The sequence below is a fragment of the Rothia sp. 88186D007BW genome, from assembly GCF_053544215.1.
Genome location: NZ_JBPPTR010000018.1, coordinates 1 through 17,933, shown reverse-complemented (window position 1 = coordinate 17,933; position 17,933 = coordinate 1). Strand labels below are relative to the sequence as shown.

The window sequence follows — 17,933 nt, the reverse complement described above, 5'->3', positions numbered from 1 at the left end:
AGAGCAATTGACTCTTAATCAATGGGTTCTGGGTTCAAGTCCCAGGGGGCGCACAATATAAGATGCCCGACCGGTTATCCGGTTGGGCATCTTTGTTTCTCTTACTTCTTTCTATTTCTTCATAACCACTCTGGCAAGATGCTTTCAGCTGGGGCTGGCTAGAGTTTCCATGCCTCAATAATGACGCGCTTAAAATCTTCGATATCCAGTGCCTGCTCGAGCAGTCCACTGCCTTCAGCAGTATGCACTTCTACCTGGGGGTCGAAGGCGAGCGAGAAAGATGTGCCGTTGGTGGACTCTAGCCCAAATGAGTAATCTGAGAGGCTAAAAGTGCGCGCGGCGTTCGTATTGTCAATAGAGGTGGGCGTGCCAGCCCCCTGCACATCAGGTAATGAGAGTGGGGCAATGATGGCCTCGCGGGGAGTGTCTCTGTAACCAATGAGGAAACAGCTTTGATTCTCTTCCTGGTGGGAGGCCACATCTGGGTTGCGGTAAATGGATGAACCTGTAGCAAAAACCAGGTTGTAGGCTCCGTAGTTAATAATCTGACTATCGAAGACAGTGTGCAGGGCCTTGGCGATTTCACTACTGGTGAGCTGGGGTTCAGTCATGTCATCAGTCTACGTGCTATAGACGAAGTGATGGTAAGAATAATGTCATCCGCACCCTAAAAGTCTTTAAATGACGAGGTGAGGGCCTATAACCAACTGATGAAGGAAAGTTGTACTACACCTAGCTCGTGGCTCCTGCCATATCGGCGAGAAAGCTCTACCAAGCTCGTTGGAGGCCACCGCTCTAAAAAACAATTCCAAAAACACCGAAACCGCCTCTCAAGACCGGCAGAAACCACTACGCTAGAGACAAACAGTTCATAAACACTAAGGCCTGGCAGCGCCTGCTGCCTCTCAACTCACCAAGGAGATCAAAAAACTATGGCAAAGATTTACTACAATGACGATGCCGATTTGGCCTATATCGCAGAACGCTCTGTCGCTATCATCGGCTACGGCTCCCAGGGGCAAGCCCACGCCCTCAACCTCCGTGACTCCGGCGTAGACGTCCGTTTAGGCCTAGCAGAAGACTCAAGTTTATGGGCCATGGCAGAAGCAGAAGGCCTGCGCGTCATGTCTGTAGCTGAAGCCGCAGCTGAAGCTGATCTCATTATGATGCTGACCTCCGACCAGGTTCAGGCAGAAATCTACAAACAAGAGATCGCCCCCAACCTCAACGAAGGCGACGCCCTTTTCTTTGCCCACGGCTTTAGCGTCGTTTTCGGTTATATTGACGCCCCTGAAGGTGTAGATCTTGCCCTGGTTGCACCTAAGGGCTCTGGCGACCTTATTCGCCGCGAGTTCGAGGCAGGACGCGCCGTACCTGCCCTGGTAGCTGTCGAAAAGGACGCCTCAGGTGAGGCTCTTGACCTTGCTCTAGCCTATGCAAAGGCCCTGGGTGCAACCCGCGCAGGGGTTATCGAAACCACCTTCAAGGAAGAAACTGAATCAGATCTCTTCGGCGAGCAGGCTGTGCTCTCTGGTGGGATCTCGCAGCTCATTAAGTACGGCTTTGAAACTCTGACTGAAGCGGGCTGTCAGCCTGAAATTGCCTACTTCAAGGTTCTGCACGAACTGAAACTCACGGTAGACCAGCTGGTCAAGGGTGGCATTGCTCACCACAGCCAGGAAATCTCAGATACCGCTGAATACGGTAGCTATGTCTCTGGCTCCCGCGTCATCACCCCCGAGGTCAAAGAAAACATGAAGGCTGTGCTAGCTGACATCCAGAACGGCACCTTTGCCCAGCGTTTTATGGACGACCAGAAAGCTGGGGGAGCTGAGCTGAAGGAACTGCGCGCTCAGGGCGAATCCCACCCCATCGAAGCTGCTGGCCGTGAACTGCGCAAACTCTTCGCCTAAGCTAAGGTTCTGGCCGCAGGCTCTATGAGCGAGGCATTTACCTGCTAACGCTAGGTCATCTGTGCTGTTCCTAGAGTGAAATATATGCAGCTGACTAGCTACCCCCACCTGGGTAGCTAGTCGGCTCTTGCTAATCCCGGTAAACTAGGGAAGTGGTCGAGTTACAGCCGTACGGTGAACTGTAGCTCACACCACAGAAGCACCTGCTCATTGTGAGCCTACCAACCAGCGGCGTCCTTAGGGTCCGAAGCGCCAGCTGCACCACACTAGCCCCAACTGTCACCAGTAAAAGGAAACCACCCGTGACCGCAAAACCAGTCGTTCTTCTCGCTGAAGAACTCTCACCTGCCACCGTTGAAGCCCTGGGCCCCGATTTTGAAATCCGCTCTTGCGACGGGGCAAACCGGGAAGAACTCATCCCGGCTATCGCCGATGTTGACGCCATCCTCGTGCGCTCAGCCACCCAGGTCGATGCAGAAGCCATCGCCGCGGCCAAGAAGCTCAAAGTTATCGCCCGCGCAGGCGTAGGCCTCGACAACGTTGATATCAAAGCCGCCACCGCAGCAGGCGTCATGGTCGTCAACGCACCCACCTCTAACGTCATCTCAGCAGCAGAACTCACCGTCGGGCACATCCTGGGCCTGTCCCGCAACATCGCTGCTGCTGATGCCTCCATGAAAGCTGGCCAGTGGAAGCGCTCCGCCTTCTCAGGTGTTGAGCTCTTTGAAAAGACCATCGGTATCATCGGCATCGGTCGAATCGGTGGCCTGGTTGCAGAACGCCTCAAGGCCTTCGGCACCGAGATTATCGCCTACGACCCCTTCGTCACCTCTGCCCGTGCAGCAGCCCTGGGCGCAGAACTGGTAGAACTGGACGAACTGGTAGAGCGCTCCGACTTCATCACCATCCACATGCCCCGCACCCCTGAAACTATGGGCATGATTAACGCCGAGAGCTTCAAGAAGATGAAGAAGACCGCTTATGTGGTCAACGTAGCTCGCGGTGGCCTGATCGATGAAGCCGACCTTGACGCTGCCCTACGCTCAGGTGAGATCGCTGGCGCCGCCATTGACGTTTACGTCAAAGAACCTGCTAAGAACGTACCCTTTGTTGAGCTGCCCAACGTGGTTGCTACCCCCCACCTGGGTGCCTCCACTTTTGAGGCTCAGGAAAAGGCTGGTGTATCCGTCGCCAAGTCTGTACGCCTGGCCCTGGAAGGTGACCTCGTACCCGATGCTGTCAACGTAGCCGGTGGTGCTATTGACAAGCAGGTGCGCCCCGGTGTTCCCCTGGCTGAAAAGGCAGGCCGCATCCTCACCGCTATCGGCGGCGACGAGGCTCTCACCCGCGTTGAGGTGAAAATTGCTGGTGAAATCGCTACCAAGGACGTCACCTCCCTTAAACTCTCAGCCCTCAAGGGTGTCTTCACTGACGTTGTCTCAGAAAAGGTTTCCTACGTTAACGCCCCCGTGCTGGCAGAACAGCGCGGTGTGGAAGTTGAGCTGGTCACCACCACCGACACCGAGTACTTCCGTAACGAAACCGTACTCACCGGTGCTCTGGCCAATGGCGAAGTTATCAAGGTAGCCGGTACCGTCACCGGGCCTAAGCTGATTGAGAAGCTGACCAACGTCAACGGCTACGACATCGAGATCCCCATCACCGACCACATGCTGGTGCTTGAATACGAAGACCGCCCCGGCGTCATCGCAGCTATCGGTACCCTGCTCGGAACTGCCTCCATTAACATCGCCGGTATGCAGGTATCTCGTAATGACAAGAACGCCGAGGCCCTCTGCGTCCTGGCCCTGGACTCAGCCCTGAACAACGAGGTGCTTGATTCCATCAAGCGCGTGGTCAACGCTTCACGTGCGGCCATCATCAACCTGGCTGACTAGCTAGTAGCGCGGGTGGGCTTCGGGAAAGCCCACCCGTACCTTTTTCCCATGTGAAATAGGGTTCGCAGTGGTTGGTGTAAACGGGTAAAGTGGTAGCTATGACTTCTACCCCGTACTACATCACCACTGCGATTTCTTACCCCAACGGCGCCCCCCATATCGGGCATGCCTACGAGGTTATTGCCGCCGATACCATGGCACGTTTCAAGAAGCTGGACGGCTTCGATGTACGCTTCATGACCGGTACCGATGAGCACGGGCAGAAGATGCAGACCACCGCCGCCAAGCAGGGCAAAACCCCCAAAGAACTGGCAGATGAGAACTCCGCTCGTTTCCGTGCCATGGCTGAACTGGTCGGAGCTGACTTCGAGCGTTTCATCCGCACCACCGATGCAGACCACTACGCAGCTTCTCAGGCCATCTGGAAGAAGATGGAAGAGAACGGCGATATCTACCTGGATAAGTACGCCGGCTGGTACTCGGTGCGCGATGAGGCCTACTACACCGAAGAAGAAACCGAGGTGCGAGAGGGCGTGCGCTACGCTACCTCAACTGGCACCGAGGTTGAGTGGACTGAAGAAGAATCTTACTTCTTCCGCCTCTCCAAATACGGTGAGCGCCTGCTAGAGCTCTACTCCACGCAGGGCTTCGTCTACCCTGAGTCCCGCCGCAATGAGCTGGCCTCCTTCATCAAGAACGGCCTGAACGACCTTTCCATCTCACGTACCACCTTCGACTGGGGCGTGCCTGTCCCTGGGAATGATCGGCACGTCATGTACGTCTGGGTGGACGCCTTGACCAACTACCTCACCGGCCTGGGCTACCCCGATACTGAGGGCGAACTTTTCACCAAGTTCTGGCCTGCTAACCTGCACCTAATCGGTAAGGACATCACCCGTTTCCACGCCATCTACTGGCCTGCCTTCCTCTGGTCAGCCGGTCTGGAACTTCCCCAGCGCGTCTTTGGCCACGGCTTCTTGCTAGTGGATGGGGAGAAGATGAGTAAGTCTATTGGCAACGTGGTTGATCCGGCTGACCTGGTAGCTAGCTTCGGCCTGGACCAGTTGCGTTTCTTCCTGCTGCGTGATGTCTCCTTCGGGCAGGACGGCTCCTACTCAGCAGAAGGCATTAAGAACCGCATCAACTCAGACCTGGCCAACGACCTGGGTAACCTGGCCCAGCGATCCCTGTCTATGGTTGCAAAGAACTGTGAAGGCAAGGTGCCTGCTCACGGTGCTTTCACCGCAGAAGACACCGCCATGCTTGAGATGGCTGCCTCCCTCTATGAGCCGGTCCGTACTGATTTTGATGAGCAGGCCTTCCACCGCGCCCTAGAGCGCATCTGGCAGGTTGTGGGTGAAGCTAACCGCTACTTCACCGCCCAGGAGCCCTGGAAGTTGCGCAAGACTGATCTAGAGCGCATGAACACTGTGCTATACGTGACCGCTGAGGTGCTTCGTATTGTTGCCACCTTGGCTCAGCCGGTCATGCCTACTTCTATGGGGAAGATGCTTGATTTGCTGGCTGTTGAGCCTAAGAATCGTGTCTTCGCGGCCCTGAGCCAGGCCCTGGTGCCCGGTACTGAGCTTCCCGCCCCGGCCCCTGTTTTCCCTCGCTATGAGGAGCCTAAGAACGCCTAAACAGGTAGTCTCACCTCACAGCAGACTTAAGGACGCGGCCGCCCACCTTTCTACCCGAATGGTGGGGGCCGCGTCCTTATCTTTTTTCATCAGCTACTTACCTTAACCGGCTTGTGAGCCTAGCAGGAGGTCAGCTCGTTAGGAGGCAGGGAACCAGCCGAGTTCTGTCACCTTGTAGTAGATCATTTGTGAGAGGGCGATATAGCCCCAGCCGTTGAGGTGCAGACCGTCTGATGAGTAGAGTGAGGGCGGGATTTTACCTTCGTCGTAGGCGTCACGGTCAGTATCTGATGACCAGACACCAGAGCCTGCTAGGGCCCCGTAGCGTAGCCAGGATTCTTGGGTTGTCTCGCGCAGGTAGGTATCTGGGTTGATGAAGAGGGTGCCGTAGGTTTTGGCTGCCCAATCGTTGTAGGCCTGGACCTGCTGAGCGCGCCTTGAATCAGAACCGTCACCGCGGGAGGCGAACTGACCCATGACGAGGGTACGCTTGGGTGCAAGCGCGAAGCAGGCTTCTGTGTCTTTGGTGATGCGGTCAAAGTCGTTGAGATTGTTTCGCCCAATCTGAATGATGTGGTACGAGGAACGCGAAATCATCTCTTGGTAGGAGTGGAACCAGGAGGCTGGGCTATCAGAAGGAGCATAGACTGCTTCACCTGGTACGGCGCGAGTGAAAATGTATGTGCCTTCTGTGGCCCCAGAGGTCAGGACGCCTGGCACAGCCGATACATAACCGGGCAGGTAAGCTACTGACCCCCAGGCCAGGTGGGAGGTGTCAGAAACTTTGACGGTCACTGACCCTGAGGCTGGGATCATGTTGTTAGGGAAGATGAGCTTGTACATGGACTGGGCGACCCCGCGGCGGGCGGCGATCATGGTGGAGGTTTCACCGCCGCGACCAAATCTAAGGACCGGTATCTGAAGGTAACTTGCTAGCTGCCCGTCGATGGAGGCATCGTACCCGGCGGGGACTCCTTGTTCTGCGTTCGCCCCGCCAAAGGAGGAGCTGCCCCATAGGGCAATGGAGGGGCCGGTGATGGTGGGGTAGTGGAAGTCTGCTGAAAAGACGCTGGAGCTGGCGTCTGCGGCATGGGCAGTAGCGTTGAGAGCTGCGGTGCCTGCCGCTGTGGCAACACCGGCCACACCGGTGAGCGCGGCAAAGCGCATGAGACCACGGCGGCTGGTCTGAATTCCTTGCTGGTCAAGGGAGGTCATAAGGGTAAGAATCTGCTTTCTGTGACTAGGTCGTCGTGGGTTTCTTGTGAGGTTGTGGTGATACTGCTTCTTCATAGTAGTTAGAATTGAGGCTGATTATCTAGGGAGGACGCCGTGTCATTACTTACGAACCGTTACGTACAGGGGCTTACCGTACTGGGGTGTTTCACCCTTGTGGGGTTAGTGGGTTGTTCTTCGCAGCCTCAGAACTTTGATGAGCTCACCGCTGCTGAGAAGACCCAGGCTGAACATCTTGAGAGCTTGCAGTCCTGGATTTTTCCTCCGTCTGAGGCGGAGTCTGCCCGTAGGGCTTTTGTTGAGCGTTGCGTGGCTGAGGCTGGCGGTAGCTATAAGGAGCCTGAGGTTGGGCTTACGCTAGAGTCTGCTGTTTACACCGGCCGCACCACTGAAGAGCTGAAGACTTCTGGCTACGGGAAGCTCCCTGCCGCTGAGGGCCGGCCGGCTGCTAGCTTTAACCAGAAGGGCCTGGACGCTTACCTAGGGGAGGGCGGGGAAACCTTCACCGTAACTTTCATGGACTATTCCAGTGGGGAACTGGACTCAACCGGGTGTATGGCTCAGAGCTACGAGTACATCTACGGTTCAGCGGAGGACGGGGTGAAGGCTGCCCTGCTGGCCCCTGAATTCGCCCAGGCCATTGAGACTAGCCTGCGAACTGATGAGAACTACCTGGCCTTACAAGAATCATGGGGTACTTGCATGAGCGAAGCGGGCTTCAGCCAGGTCTCAAGCACTGACGAAGCCGCTTACGCCGCTAGCCTTTTGAACGCCGATGACGCTAAGGGTATGCTCAAGGCCGATATTTCGTGCCGTGAGAACATGTCTTTTGATTCTTCTGTCGCCGATCTAAAGAGTTCTTACTACGAGTCGGTCTACAAGCGCCTTGAGCAGTTTTCTAAGGACCTTGAGGGTATTCACGCAACCGCTGTGGAGCGAACTGCAAGTGATAAAACAGATCCCAAGAACACTTCGCCGGTAACTGTGCCTACTCCTACAGCTAGCCCAACTGCCAGCTAGAGCTGGGGCTATACCAGCCCCGCCTCGTAGGCAATAATGACGGCCTGCACGCGGTCGCGGGCCTCAAGTTTAGTCAAAATATGTGAGACATGGGTTTTGACAGTCGCCTCAGAAACAAAGAGCTCTTGCGCCATCTCCCCATTAGAGAGCCCCTGAGCAATCAGCAAAAACAACTCATGTTCTCGGTTAGTGAGGCTGGCGATCTTCTCAGCGTGTTTCTGGGGCGCCTGCTGGGTGGGCGCGCCCCCTGCCAGATGGGGAATCATCTGCTCTAGAAGCCGCTTGGTAGCACTGGGTGCAATTACAGCGTCCCCACGCTGCACCGTCCTGATAGCCCCTAAAAGCTGCTCGGGCGGGGCGTCCTTGAGCAGGAACCCGCTGGCTCCGCGCTGGACCGCGGCATACACATAGTCGTCGATGTCAAAGGTAGTGAGCATAACCACCTTCACCTGGGGGAAGGCCTCGATAATCGCCCCGGTAGCCTCAATACCATCGAGTACCGGCATACGCACATCCATGAGCACCACATCAGGGCCCAGCCCTTCGGCCTGCAGCTCGGCGACCTGCTCAATGGCCTGCTGGCCGTCGCTGGCCTGGGCTACCACCTGCATATCAGCCTGGGAACCAATCAGCATCGCCAGACCAGAACGAACTAAATGCTGGTCATCGACAAGAAGAACTCTAATCACAGTTTTACTTTCACATTTCTTTTCACATCGGGCAAACAGGCCATTGTTATCTTCACACAAGATTAGGGCACAAAAGGAATCTGAGCGAAAACCCTAAAAGACCCGTCAGCTAGCCTGCCATACTGCAAGGTGCCATGGTACATATCGATGCGCTCGCGCATACCTAGGAGTCCGCGGCGGGCACCTGGTAGTGGCTGGCAGGGCTCTTGTTGCGGCTGGTTGGTAATGTCAATATCAAGGGTCTGTTTGCCTTTGCTGATGGTGACGGTCACTAGGGGAGTGGCCGGGCAGTGCTTGGCTACGTTGGTGAGGGCTTCTTGCACGATACGGTAGCTGGTCAGGTCGGCTCCTTGTGGCAGTTTCTCTTCAACCCCTGAGACCATGCTCAGCTGCACTGGTATGCCTAGTCTTTGAGTTTGTTCAATCAGCTGGGGGATATCGTGCAGGGCTGGTAGCGGTTCAACTGTTGTTGTTTCATCGGTGCGTAGGACTCCGAGTAGGGTGCGCATCTGCTGCAGGGCTGAGCGTGCGGTCTCAGAAATGGTGGCCAGGGTGGTAATTTCCACCGGCTCTGTGGGGGCGGAGGCTGCCACCGCCTTCTCCGTCTGCTGGGCAGTAGCAGCGTAGCGGGCTCCGTCCGCCTGAGTAATGATGACAGACAGAGAATGAGCGACAATATCGTGCATTTCTCGGGCGATGCGGGCCCGCTCGTCTAAGGCAGCCAGTGCCCGCTCCTGTTCCCGCTCGTGTTCTAGCTGGCGGTTTCGCTCCAACAGGGCCCGGTGACTTTGTTCTCGTAGTCGCCGGGAGTCGCCAAAGAACCAGGCGATTGTGACGATAGCTGCACAGATAAAAACAGCGGCAAGGGCGGTAATGTAGAACACGAGGGCACTGGGGTTATAGGCCAAAAAGGGGCGGGTGAAAATAAAGCCGCCGACGGCTGAGGCGAAAAGGGCCGCAATAAGAGTGCCCGTACGCACCGGCTTAGAATAATATCGCGCCAGGTGGTAGACCATAAACGGGGCAGCCCACCAGGAACCCACCGCAGGGTAGGGGGCAGGGATAGTTACCAGAAGCGAAACTACTACTAGCACCAGAACCAGCATGGGCCGGGAGTACCTGAAGTAGAGGCTCGATGTGGCAACCAGCCAAGCCCCTACGAAGATGAGCGACCAAGTCATCATCAGGGAACCAAAGGTAAAAACTGTTACCAAGGTCAATAGCTGCCCCAGGGCAACAGCTATCGCGTTGACCAGCTTCTTCCGGCGCTGGGTAGCGGCCAGGTCTATTTGTAGGGTATCCACCCTCCCAGTCTAAAAGCCCACCCCACCCCGACCGGGTGCGCAGGGGCGTCCGCACCTCAAATTCATACCCTAGTATGAGTGCCTCACAGCACCAGGCGCTGAGTTTCGGTAGGCTTATACTCATGCAGTACATCTCAACCCGCGACACCACCCGCACTCCCGCTCACTTCACCGATATCCTGCTCGGCGGCCTTGCCCCCGACGGCGGCCTCTACCTACCCGAAACCTACCCCACCCTCGATGATGCCACTCTCGCCCGCTGGCGCACTGTGCTGACTGAGGAAGGCTATGCAGCTCTGGCCGCAGAGGTACTGCAACTCTTCATCGACGATATTCCGGTTGAAGACATTAAGGCTATGACCGCCCGGGCCTACTCCTACCCCAAATTCGCTTCAGAAGAGATCGTGCCGGTCACCGAACTGGAACCCGGTATTCTCATCGGCCACCTCTCTGAGGGCCCCACTGCTGCTTTCAAGGACATGGCCATGCAGCTCCTGGGTGAACTCTTCGAATATGAACTAGCCCGCCGCGGTGAAACCCTGAACATTGTGGGTGCCACCTCAGGCGATACCGGCTCCTCCGCTGAGTACGCCATGCGCGGACGCCCCGGCATCAAGGTTTTCATGCTCACCCCCGCCGGGCGCATGACCCCCTTCCAGCAGGCCCAAATGTTCGGCCTAGACGATGAAAACATCTTCAACGTGGCTCTCGACGGGGTCTTTGACGACTGCCAGGACGTCGTCAAAGCTATTTCTGCTGACGCTGCCTTCAAGGCTGAAAAGCGTATTGGTGCAGTGAACTCCATCAACTGGGCCCGCCTGATGGCCCAGGTGGTCTACTATGTTTCTTCCTGGATTCGCGCCACCGAAACCAACGACCAGAAGGTTTCCTTCTGCGTGCCCACCGGCAACTTTGGTGACATCTGCGCCGGGCACATTGCCCGCCAGATGGGCCTACCCATTGATCGCCTGATTGTGGCAACCAACGAGAATGACGTGCTTGACGAGTTCTTCCGCACCGGTGACTACCGGGTACGCTCATCAGCTGATACCTATGAGACCTCTAGCCCTTCTATGGATATCTCCCGTGCCTCTAACTTTGAGCGTTTCATCTACGACCTGCTAGGCCGCGACGCCGAACGCACCGCTGACCTCTTTGGCCTTAAGGTGCGCCAGGGCGGTTTCTCACTTGCAGATGAGGAAGTCTTCGCTGAAGCAGCTGAGCGCTACGGCTTTGCGTCAGGCCGCTCCACCCACGCCGACCGTATCGCCACCATCCGCGATGCCCATGAGCGTCTGGGTGTGCTCCTTGACCCCCACACCGCAGATGGTGTGAAGGTCGCCCGCGACTGGGCTGAGAAGATTGACACCCCCATCATCTGTCTAGAGACCGCCCTGCCGGTCAAGTTCGCTCAGACTATCGCTGAAGCTACCGGCTCCGAGCCTGAAATTCCTGAGCGTTTTGCGGGCATCATGGAGGCCGACCGCCACGTCATTGACCTGCCCAACGAGGTTGAGGCGGTCAAGGAGCTGATTGCGAAGAAGGTCTAACCGTTCGCCTTTTCTCTCCCTCACTGAACCACATGCCTGGTTGTCTGCCCTGCTAAACCCTGGGGCACTAGGCTCACTATATGAAACCACATCGACTTCGTGGATATCCCTTGGGCCATGACGCTACCGCAGCTCGTATTGAGCAGGCTGTAGAAGCGGACCTCACCGCCCGCCCTGGGGTAAACCGCGCAACTGGCGAGATTGGCGATGCAATTCTGGCCCAACTTCGCCAAAGATGCTGGAGCCCCACCGAAACCCGGTGAGGTTTTACATAAGACAGGAAAGTTTTACATAAGAGGGGCAAGGTTTTACATAAGCTAGCCAACAGGGCACATTCCCTTAGGGTAATCTAGAAGAGCGAACCCCCGTCAAACAGTTTGAAGGATAAGCATGTCTCTCGAATTCACAATTAACCGCAACCCCAACCCCGCCAGCGATGAGCGCCGCGCCGAAATCTTGGCTAACCCCGGCTTCGGTGACTACTTCACCGACCACATGGTACGCATCGACTGGAAGGGCACCGGAGCTGACAACGGCGAATGGTCCAACGCCCAGGTACTGCCCTACGGCCCGATCACTCTTGACCCTGCCGCCGGTGTGCTGCACTACGGCCAGGAAATTTTTGAGGGCATCAAGGCCTACCGTCAGGCTGATGGTTCTATCACCACCTTCCGCCCTGAAGAGAACGCTGCCCGCCTGAACAAGTCAGCAGACCGCCTGGTACTGCCTCACCTGCCTGAGGAGCTTTTTGTTGAGGCCATGCGTCAGCTCGTTGAGATTGACGCCGCCTGGGTTCCTTCCGGTGATGGTGAGTCCCTCTACCTGCGCCCCTTCATGATCGCTACTGAGGCTTTCTTGGGTATTCGCCCTGCCCGCGAGGTTGCTTTCTTCATTATTGCTTCCCCCGCAGGTAACTACTTCGGTACCCCCAAGCCCGTTGACATTTGGCTTTCTACCACTTACGCCCGTGCGGGTGTTGGCGGTACCGGTGAGGCTAAGTGCGGCGGTAACTACGCTGCGTCTTTGGCTGCTCAGATTGAGGGCCAGGAGCAGGGTTGCAAGCAGGTTATCTTCAAGGACCCCAACCGTGGGGACGCCATTGAAGAGCTGGGCGGCATGAACATTTTCTTCGTCTACAAGGACGGCCACATTGTCACCCCTGAGCTGACCGGTACTATTCTGCGCGGTATTACCCGTAAGTCCATCATTAAGCTGGCTCAGGACCGCGGCCACCAGGTTGAAGAGCGCAAGATTACTTTGAGCGAGTGGCGCGAGGGCGTCGCCTCAGGTGAGATTGTCGAAATCTTCGCTTGTGGTACTGCCGCTGTGATTACCCCCGTCGGTAAGCTCAAGGCCGCTGACTTTGAGATCCCTTCAGCTTCTGGTGCGGACGGCGGCGAGGTCACCATGGCCCTGCGTGAAGAGCTCGTTGGCATCCAGACCGGTAAGGTTGAGGACCGCTTCGACTGGAACGTCAAGCTGGTCTAACCTTCCCTGAGGATAGGTGCTACCATCTAGATCAGAAAAACCCACCAACTGGTGGGTTTTTCTGGTTTATATGGTCTTTTCTAGTTGTTGTTGAGGTATCTTTACACAGCAGACCAGAAGGAAGGAAGAGTAAGTGGCAGAAGAACCTGAGGTAGCAAAAAAGATACGGCGGACTCATGAATTGGGTTTTGTGTTAGTAACGGGTGCCTGGGGCGCAGGTGCTTTTATCTATGGCTGGTTATTGGCTGGGGTATTTTACAAGCGTGAGTACTGGAATCTCACCTTTGAAGCATTAGGCTGGGCGGACTGGGGGCTAGCCTTAATCTGCTGCCTTGGCGCAGGCGCGGTAAGTGTATGGGCTTCTTCAAGTAAGAAGTCGGCAGAAAGTGATAGTAAGCAGCTCTTTCGAATTGTTGTGGCTGTTCTGCCTGCTCTTTTTCTGGTATCGGCTCTAGCTGTTCTGGTTCTTACTCTTGCTACCTATAACGGGGACTGGAAAGAAGCCCGACAGGGAATTGCTACAGCCTTTGCTGCTCTGATTGCGGCTGTGGGTGTGGTGGTCTCCGTTGCGGTGAGCTATAGGACGGGGGAAGAGAACCGTCTTTCCCAGGAGAAGAACTTACAGACTCAGCTAGAAAGCCAGCAGAAGCATCTTGAAACCCAGTTAGAGCATCAGAGAGCACTAGAAGAAGAAAAGAGGAGAAGAGAACAGCAGAAGTTAGATGCGGAGCTGATTAAAAATCTCAATGACAGACTACATGAGATTATCCCCCGCCGCTATGGAGATGTTCCTAAGGAAGTATCAGCTACCTACTTCCAGTTAGCAGCCCTTTATAAGGACTGGGAGACGCTATCTTCTACCTCACCTTTAATTGCACTACAAAAAGAAGGTCAGCAACATAATATTCTTAAGATCATCTTTGGGGTGTATCAAGAGCTAGAAGATGAGGAAGTGGATGTGCGAAGTGAACTTGATCTTCGTACTCTAAATTCTGTTATTCAGGATATTTTTCCCAGGTATCAAGCGAGTGATGAGGGAAATAGTCAAAATGAATTTGAAATAAAAGAGGCCTGTCGGTCTAGTTTTAATCTAAGCTACTTGGACTTGCGGGGTCTTAACTTAAGTCAGCTGGATTTGCGGAATTCAAAACTACATGGTGCACATTTGGAGGGAGCAAATTTATGGGGTGTGCACTTAGAGGGTGCTGAACTGAATAATGCTCATTTAAATAAAGCTTATTTAGTAGATGCATATCTGGAGGGGGCCTCTCTTCAAAATGCAAAGTTAGATAAAGCTACATTGCAGAATGCTTTCCTGCAAGGGGCAAATCTGATGGATGCATCGATGATTAGAGCTAAATTATGGGGCGCTCACCTTAAGAAAGCAAATTTACAAAAAGCAAATTTTGAAAGAACTATTTTAAGAGAAGCCTGTCTTGAGGAAGCTGATTTAAAGGGTGCTTATCTGATAGGGGTAACTCTAGAGAATGCTGAGCTATATGGCGCTTATATGAAAGATACCGTTTTCTTTGGGAATAAACGGGACTCGTTTGGTGCTGAATCCCGCCAACATATTGTTGGAACTCTGAAGTGTGTCCGTTCTTTGCCAAGCCGTAAAGAACTTCTTGGTTCTAAAGGATTTGACGAAATCTTGGTAGAAAATATTTTAAGAGGACATCAATCCTATTGGGATTCTTATCGAAAGTTCCTCAAGAATGATACTCATGATATAAATTCTGGAATGGGGTCACGGTAAATCTCTTCTTGAAGAGAAATTTTCTGTAGTGGGGAAATTAATGAGGGAATCCATTTGAGTTACTCTAAAATAGAATTTCGAATAATCGTTCTCGCTCTTGGGAAAGGTGCACAGAGTGGATGGAATGATGAGTTATCAGCAGATTTTAGCCTAGTTTAAAACTATCGATAAATTATTATGTGTAGAGATTATCTAAAATTAATATACTTCTTCAGGCCCTGGCTGGTGACATCATCAAAGCCCACGAAGAGTACCAGGCAGAAAATCAACAGTAAGCAAACACTCGCTTAGGCCACCTCCGCCCTAGGTGAGTCCGGTAGTCTAGAAGTATGCGCATTGCCCGATTTACTGTAGACGATACCCTGCACTTTGGCCTGGTTGAAGGTGAGCCTGGTGAAGAGACTGTTACTGTTCTCTCCGGCGACCCTTTCTACACCGGCATTAACCCCACCGATAAGCGGTACCCGGTTGCGGACGTCCGCCTACTGGCCCCCATTATTCCCCGTTCCAAGGTGATTGGGGCGGCCCGCAACTGGCACGACCACGCCTCCGAGCTGGGCAACGAGACCCCCACAACGCCTCAGTTCTTCTTCAAGCCCAACACCTCCGTCATTGGCCCTGGCGACCCTATCGCCTTACCTGAGTGGTCCGATGATGTTTCCTTTGAAGGGGAATTGGCTGTTGTGATTGGCCGTATCGCCAAGTCCGTGCCTCTGGATCGTGTGCCTGAGGTGATTTACGGTTACACGGTCGCCAATGACCTGACTGCCCGCGACGCCCAAAATACCGACGTTCAGTGGGCCCGCGCCAAGGGCTTTGACGGCTCCTGCCCCCTAGGCCCCTGGATTGAAACCGAGCTCGATCCTGACGACCTCACCATCCAAACCTGGGTGGATGGGGACCTCAAACAGGACGGCACCACAGCCGACATGGTTTTCTCCGTCGCCGAGCTAGTCGCCGCCGCCAGCGAATACTTCACCCTGCTGCCGGGCGATGTGATTCTGACCGGTACCCCCGCCGGGGCAGGGCGCCTGAGCGCCGGTAACGAGGTCGAAATTGAGGTTGAGGGTATCGGCTCCCTCATTAATACCGTCCGCGCCGAGTAAACTAGAACCCAAGAACAGCTTTCAAGAAGAAAGGGATGTGCCCACATCCATGAGTGATTACGCTCTGAACCTCAAAGACCCCTCAGAGACCCGCGTCCGTTTCTGCCCTTCACCCACCGGCACCCCCCACGTGGGTATGGTGCGAACTGCCCTCTTCAACTGGGCTTACGCCAAGCACACCGGTGGCACCATGGTCTTCCGTATTGAAGATACGGACGCTGCCCGTGACTCCGAAGAATCCTTCAATCAGGTACTCGAATCCCTACAGTGGCTGGGTATCACCTGGGATGAGGGCGTCGGTATCGGCGGCCCCCACGCCCCCTACCGCCAATCAGAGCGTATGGACATCTACGATGAGGTGGTAGAGAAGCTCAAGGCCGGTGGCTTTATCTACGAAGACTTCTCAACCCCCGAAGAGGTTGAAGAGCGCCACAAGGCTAAGGGTGAAGACCCCAAGCTGGGGTACGACAACTTTGACCGTGACCTGACCGAAGAGCAGAAGGCCGACTACCGGGCTGAGGGCCGCACCCCCGTCTTGCGCTTGCGCATGCCTGATGAAGACATCACCTTCAATGACCTGGTGCGCGGTGAGATTACTTTCAAGGCCGGTTCTGTTCCAGACTTTGTGGTCGTCCGTGCCAACGGTAAGCCCCTTTACACCCTGGTTAACCCTGTTGATGATGCTCTTATGGGCATCACCCATGTGTTGCGCGGTGAAGACCTGCTGTCTTCAACTCCCCGCCAGATTGCTCTTTACCGGGCCCTGGTTGAGGTTGGTGTGACCAGCTTCATCCCTGAATTTGGGCACATGCCTTATGTGATGGGCCAGGGCAATAAGAAGCTCTCTAAGCGCGACCCCGAATCCAGCCTCTACAACCTGCTCGATGCTGGTTTCATCAAGGAAGGCCTGCTCAACTACCTCTCCCTGTTGGGCTGGTCCCTGTCCCACGATGAAGATATCTTCACCATGGATCAGATGGTTGCCGCCTTTGATATTAAGGATGTTCTGGCTAACCCTGCCCGCTTCGACCTGAAGAAGGCTGAAGCAATTAACGGTACCCACATTCGTCTGCTAGAGGCTGAGGATTTCCGCAACCGCCTGGTGCCTTTCTTGCACAAGGCTGAGCTGGTTTCTGCTGAGAGCTTTGAGAACCTGAGCGAATCTGAGCAGACTATTCTGACTGAGGCTGCGCCCCTGGTTCAGGAGCGTATGCAGCTTCTGGGTGAGGCCCCTGGCCTGCTAGGCTTCCTCTTTACCGCAGATGGCGAGATTGAGGTTGCTGAGGACGCGGCCAAGCAGCTCAAAGAGTCAGCCCCGGCTGTTCTGGATGCGGCGATCACCGCAGTTGAGGCCCTGGATGATTTCACTGCCGCAACTATCGAGGCTGCCCTGCGTGAAGCTATCGTTGAGGGCCTGGAGATTAAGCCCCGTCTGGCTTTTGGCCCGGTGCGTACCGCTATGAGCGGCCAGCGTATCTCACCGCCCCTCTTTGAGTCCATGGAGATTCTGGGTAAGGATTCCTCCCTTGCCCGTTTGAAGAAGCTGCGTGCGTCCTTGGCCTAATGCCACTAGCAGCATTATTTTATGAGCTTTAGCTCACTTGCCGCCCTGTTTCCTTGCCTGTGTGGGGGAGCGGGGCGGTACTTTTTACCTGGCTGTAGGGGCAGAAAGAGGCCTGTGCGGACGCCCGCAGTGGCTTTTTCAAGTTTTTTGACAAAAATTTTGGGGGCAAAAACCGCTAAAAATCAGGGTAAACACCAGGTAAATCAGCTGGTTGTGAGGTAGCTCTACAGATTTCGAGTTGCACGCTCTTGGTAGCTCGTATAGAGTTATTACTCGTTGCGGCGATGAATTCTCAAAGGAAATGAGTCGAAGCAAATAATAATGGGATATGGTGTAATTGGCAACACTACGGTTTCTGGTACCGTCATTCTAGGTTCGAGTCCTGGTATCCCAGCGAACATCTTGTTTCAAGGTGTTATGGCCCCATCGTATAGCGGCCTAGTACTCCGCCCTCTCACGGCGGCAACACCGGTTCAAATCCGGTTGGGGTCACAGGCTAAAATCCCTCGCTTCTTCTGAAGCGGGGGATTTTTCTATGCACTAAATCATCTACCCCGCACCCTCTTACCTATGTATCTATCCAGATAGCAGTCTTGTGCGTGGTGGAGCTAACTATAATACAGGTTGCCACCGGGTAAACCGGGCGTGTATAGTTTTATCTGTTGCCAAAAAAGGCAGCAGCTCGCAAGAGTTTCGGCCCCATCGTATAGCGGCCTAGTACTCCGCCCTCTCACGGCGGCAACACCGGTTCAAATCCGGTTGGGGTCACAGG

At 54.8% G+C, this 17,933-nt stretch carries 14 protein-coding genes and 3 tRNA genes; 13 read left to right on the top strand and 4 right to left on the bottom strand.

Annotated features, from left to right (window positions below; all coding sequences use genetic code 11):
* Positions 1–158: 158 nt before the first annotated feature.
* Positions 159–611, bottom strand: a complete 453-nt coding sequence (locus tag ACEE09_RS09170; protein WP_449084056.1) for a hypothetical protein — start codon at positions 609–611, stop codon at positions 159–161.
* Positions 612–932: 321 nt separating this feature from the next.
* Between ACEE09_RS09170 and ilvC the strand changes: the two genes are divergently transcribed.
* From ilvC to metG, 3 genes are all read left to right on the top strand, one after another.
* Complete coding sequence (gene ilvC / locus ACEE09_RS09165; RefSeq protein ID WP_449084055.1) at positions 933–1,913, top strand: ketol-acid reductoisomerase; 981 nt, start codon at positions 933–935, stop codon at positions 1,911–1,913.
* A gap of 302 nt (positions 1,914–2,215) precedes the next feature.
* Entirely contained in the window at positions 2,216–3,811 is a 1,596-nt protein-coding gene (serA, locus tag ACEE09_RS09160) for a phosphoglycerate dehydrogenase (RefSeq protein ID WP_449084053.1), read from the top strand.
* 98 nt (positions 3,812–3,909) lie between these two features.
* Entirely contained in the window at positions 3,910–5,451 is a 1,542-nt protein-coding gene (metG, locus tag ACEE09_RS09155) for a methionine--tRNA ligase (protein ID WP_449084051.1), read from the top strand.
* Between the two features lie 138 nt (positions 5,452–5,589).
* Here metG and ACEE09_RS09150 read toward each other — a convergent pair whose 3' ends face one another.
* Complete coding sequence (locus ACEE09_RS09150) at positions 5,590–6,666, bottom strand: hypothetical protein (protein ID WP_449084049.1); 1,077 nt, start codon at positions 6,664–6,666, stop codon at positions 5,590–5,592.
* A 114-nt stretch (positions 6,667–6,780) separates the two neighbouring features.
* Here ACEE09_RS09150 and ACEE09_RS09145 point away from each other — a divergent pair, with 114 nt between their 5' ends.
* Complete coding sequence (locus ACEE09_RS09145; RefSeq protein WP_449084048.1) at positions 6,781–7,704, top strand: hypothetical protein; 924 nt, start codon at positions 6,781–6,783, stop codon at positions 7,702–7,704.
* 8 nt (positions 7,705–7,712) lie between these two features.
* Here ACEE09_RS09145 and ACEE09_RS09140 read toward each other — a convergent pair whose 3' ends face one another.
* The gene (locus tag ACEE09_RS09140; RefSeq protein WP_449084046.1) at positions 7,713–8,393 is read right to left on the bottom strand and encodes a response regulator; all 681 of its coding nucleotides are present in this window, start codon (positions 8,391–8,393) and stop codon (positions 7,713–7,715) included.
* A gap of 62 nt (positions 8,394–8,455) precedes the next feature.
* Complete coding sequence (locus tag ACEE09_RS09135; protein ID WP_449084044.1) at positions 8,456–9,697, bottom strand: sensor histidine kinase; 1,242 nt, start codon at positions 9,695–9,697, stop codon at positions 8,456–8,458.
* A gap of 122 nt (positions 9,698–9,819) precedes the next feature.
* On the opposite strand from ACEE09_RS09135, the gene thrC reads away from it, so the two are divergent.
* The 9 genes from thrC to ACEE09_RS09090 all read left to right on the top strand — a co-directional run bounded on the left by thrC (position 9,820) and on the right by ACEE09_RS09090 (position 17,929).
* Positions 9,820–11,247 carry a threonine synthase gene (gene thrC, locus ACEE09_RS09130; protein WP_449084042.1) on the top strand — a complete coding sequence of 476 codons (1,428 nt, stop codon included), beginning with the start codon at positions 9,820–9,822 and terminating at the stop codon, positions 11,245–11,247.
* Between the two features lie 110 nt (positions 11,248–11,357).
* Positions 11,358–11,510: a hypothetical protein gene (locus ACEE09_RS09125; RefSeq protein ID WP_449084040.1), complete on the top strand. Its 153-nt coding sequence runs from the start codon at positions 11,358–11,360 to the stop codon at positions 11,508–11,510.
* A 127-nt stretch (positions 11,511–11,637) separates the two neighbouring features.
* Entirely contained in the window at positions 11,638–12,735 is a 1,098-nt protein-coding gene (locus tag ACEE09_RS09120; RefSeq protein ID WP_449084038.1) for a branched-chain amino acid aminotransferase, read from the top strand.
* 133 nt (positions 12,736–12,868) lie between these two features.
* Positions 12,869–14,491, top strand: a complete 1,623-nt coding sequence (locus ACEE09_RS09115; protein WP_449084036.1) for a pentapeptide repeat-containing protein — start codon at positions 12,869–12,871, stop codon at positions 14,489–14,491.
* A gap of 329 nt (positions 14,492–14,820) precedes the next feature.
* Positions 14,821–15,597 carry a fumarylacetoacetate hydrolase family protein gene (locus tag ACEE09_RS09110; protein WP_449084034.1) on the top strand — a complete coding sequence of 259 codons (777 nt, stop codon included), beginning with the start codon at positions 14,821–14,823 and terminating at the stop codon, positions 15,595–15,597.
* Between the two features lie 49 nt (positions 15,598–15,646).
* Positions 15,647–17,161, top strand: coding sequence for a glutamate--tRNA ligase (gltX, locus tag ACEE09_RS09105; RefSeq protein ID WP_449084032.1), 1,515 nt, complete (start codon positions 15,647–15,649; stop codon positions 17,159–17,161).
* A gap of 322 nt (positions 17,162–17,483) precedes the next feature.
* A tRNA-Gln gene (locus tag ACEE09_RS09100) sits at positions 17,484–17,555 on the top strand.
* A 25-nt stretch (positions 17,556–17,580) separates the two neighbouring features.
* Positions 17,581–17,653, top strand: a tRNA-Glu gene (locus ACEE09_RS09095).
* A gap of 203 nt (positions 17,654–17,856) precedes the next feature.
* Positions 17,857–17,929, top strand: a tRNA-Glu gene (locus tag ACEE09_RS09090).
* The last annotated feature ends 4 nt before the right edge of the window (positions 17,930–17,933 follow it).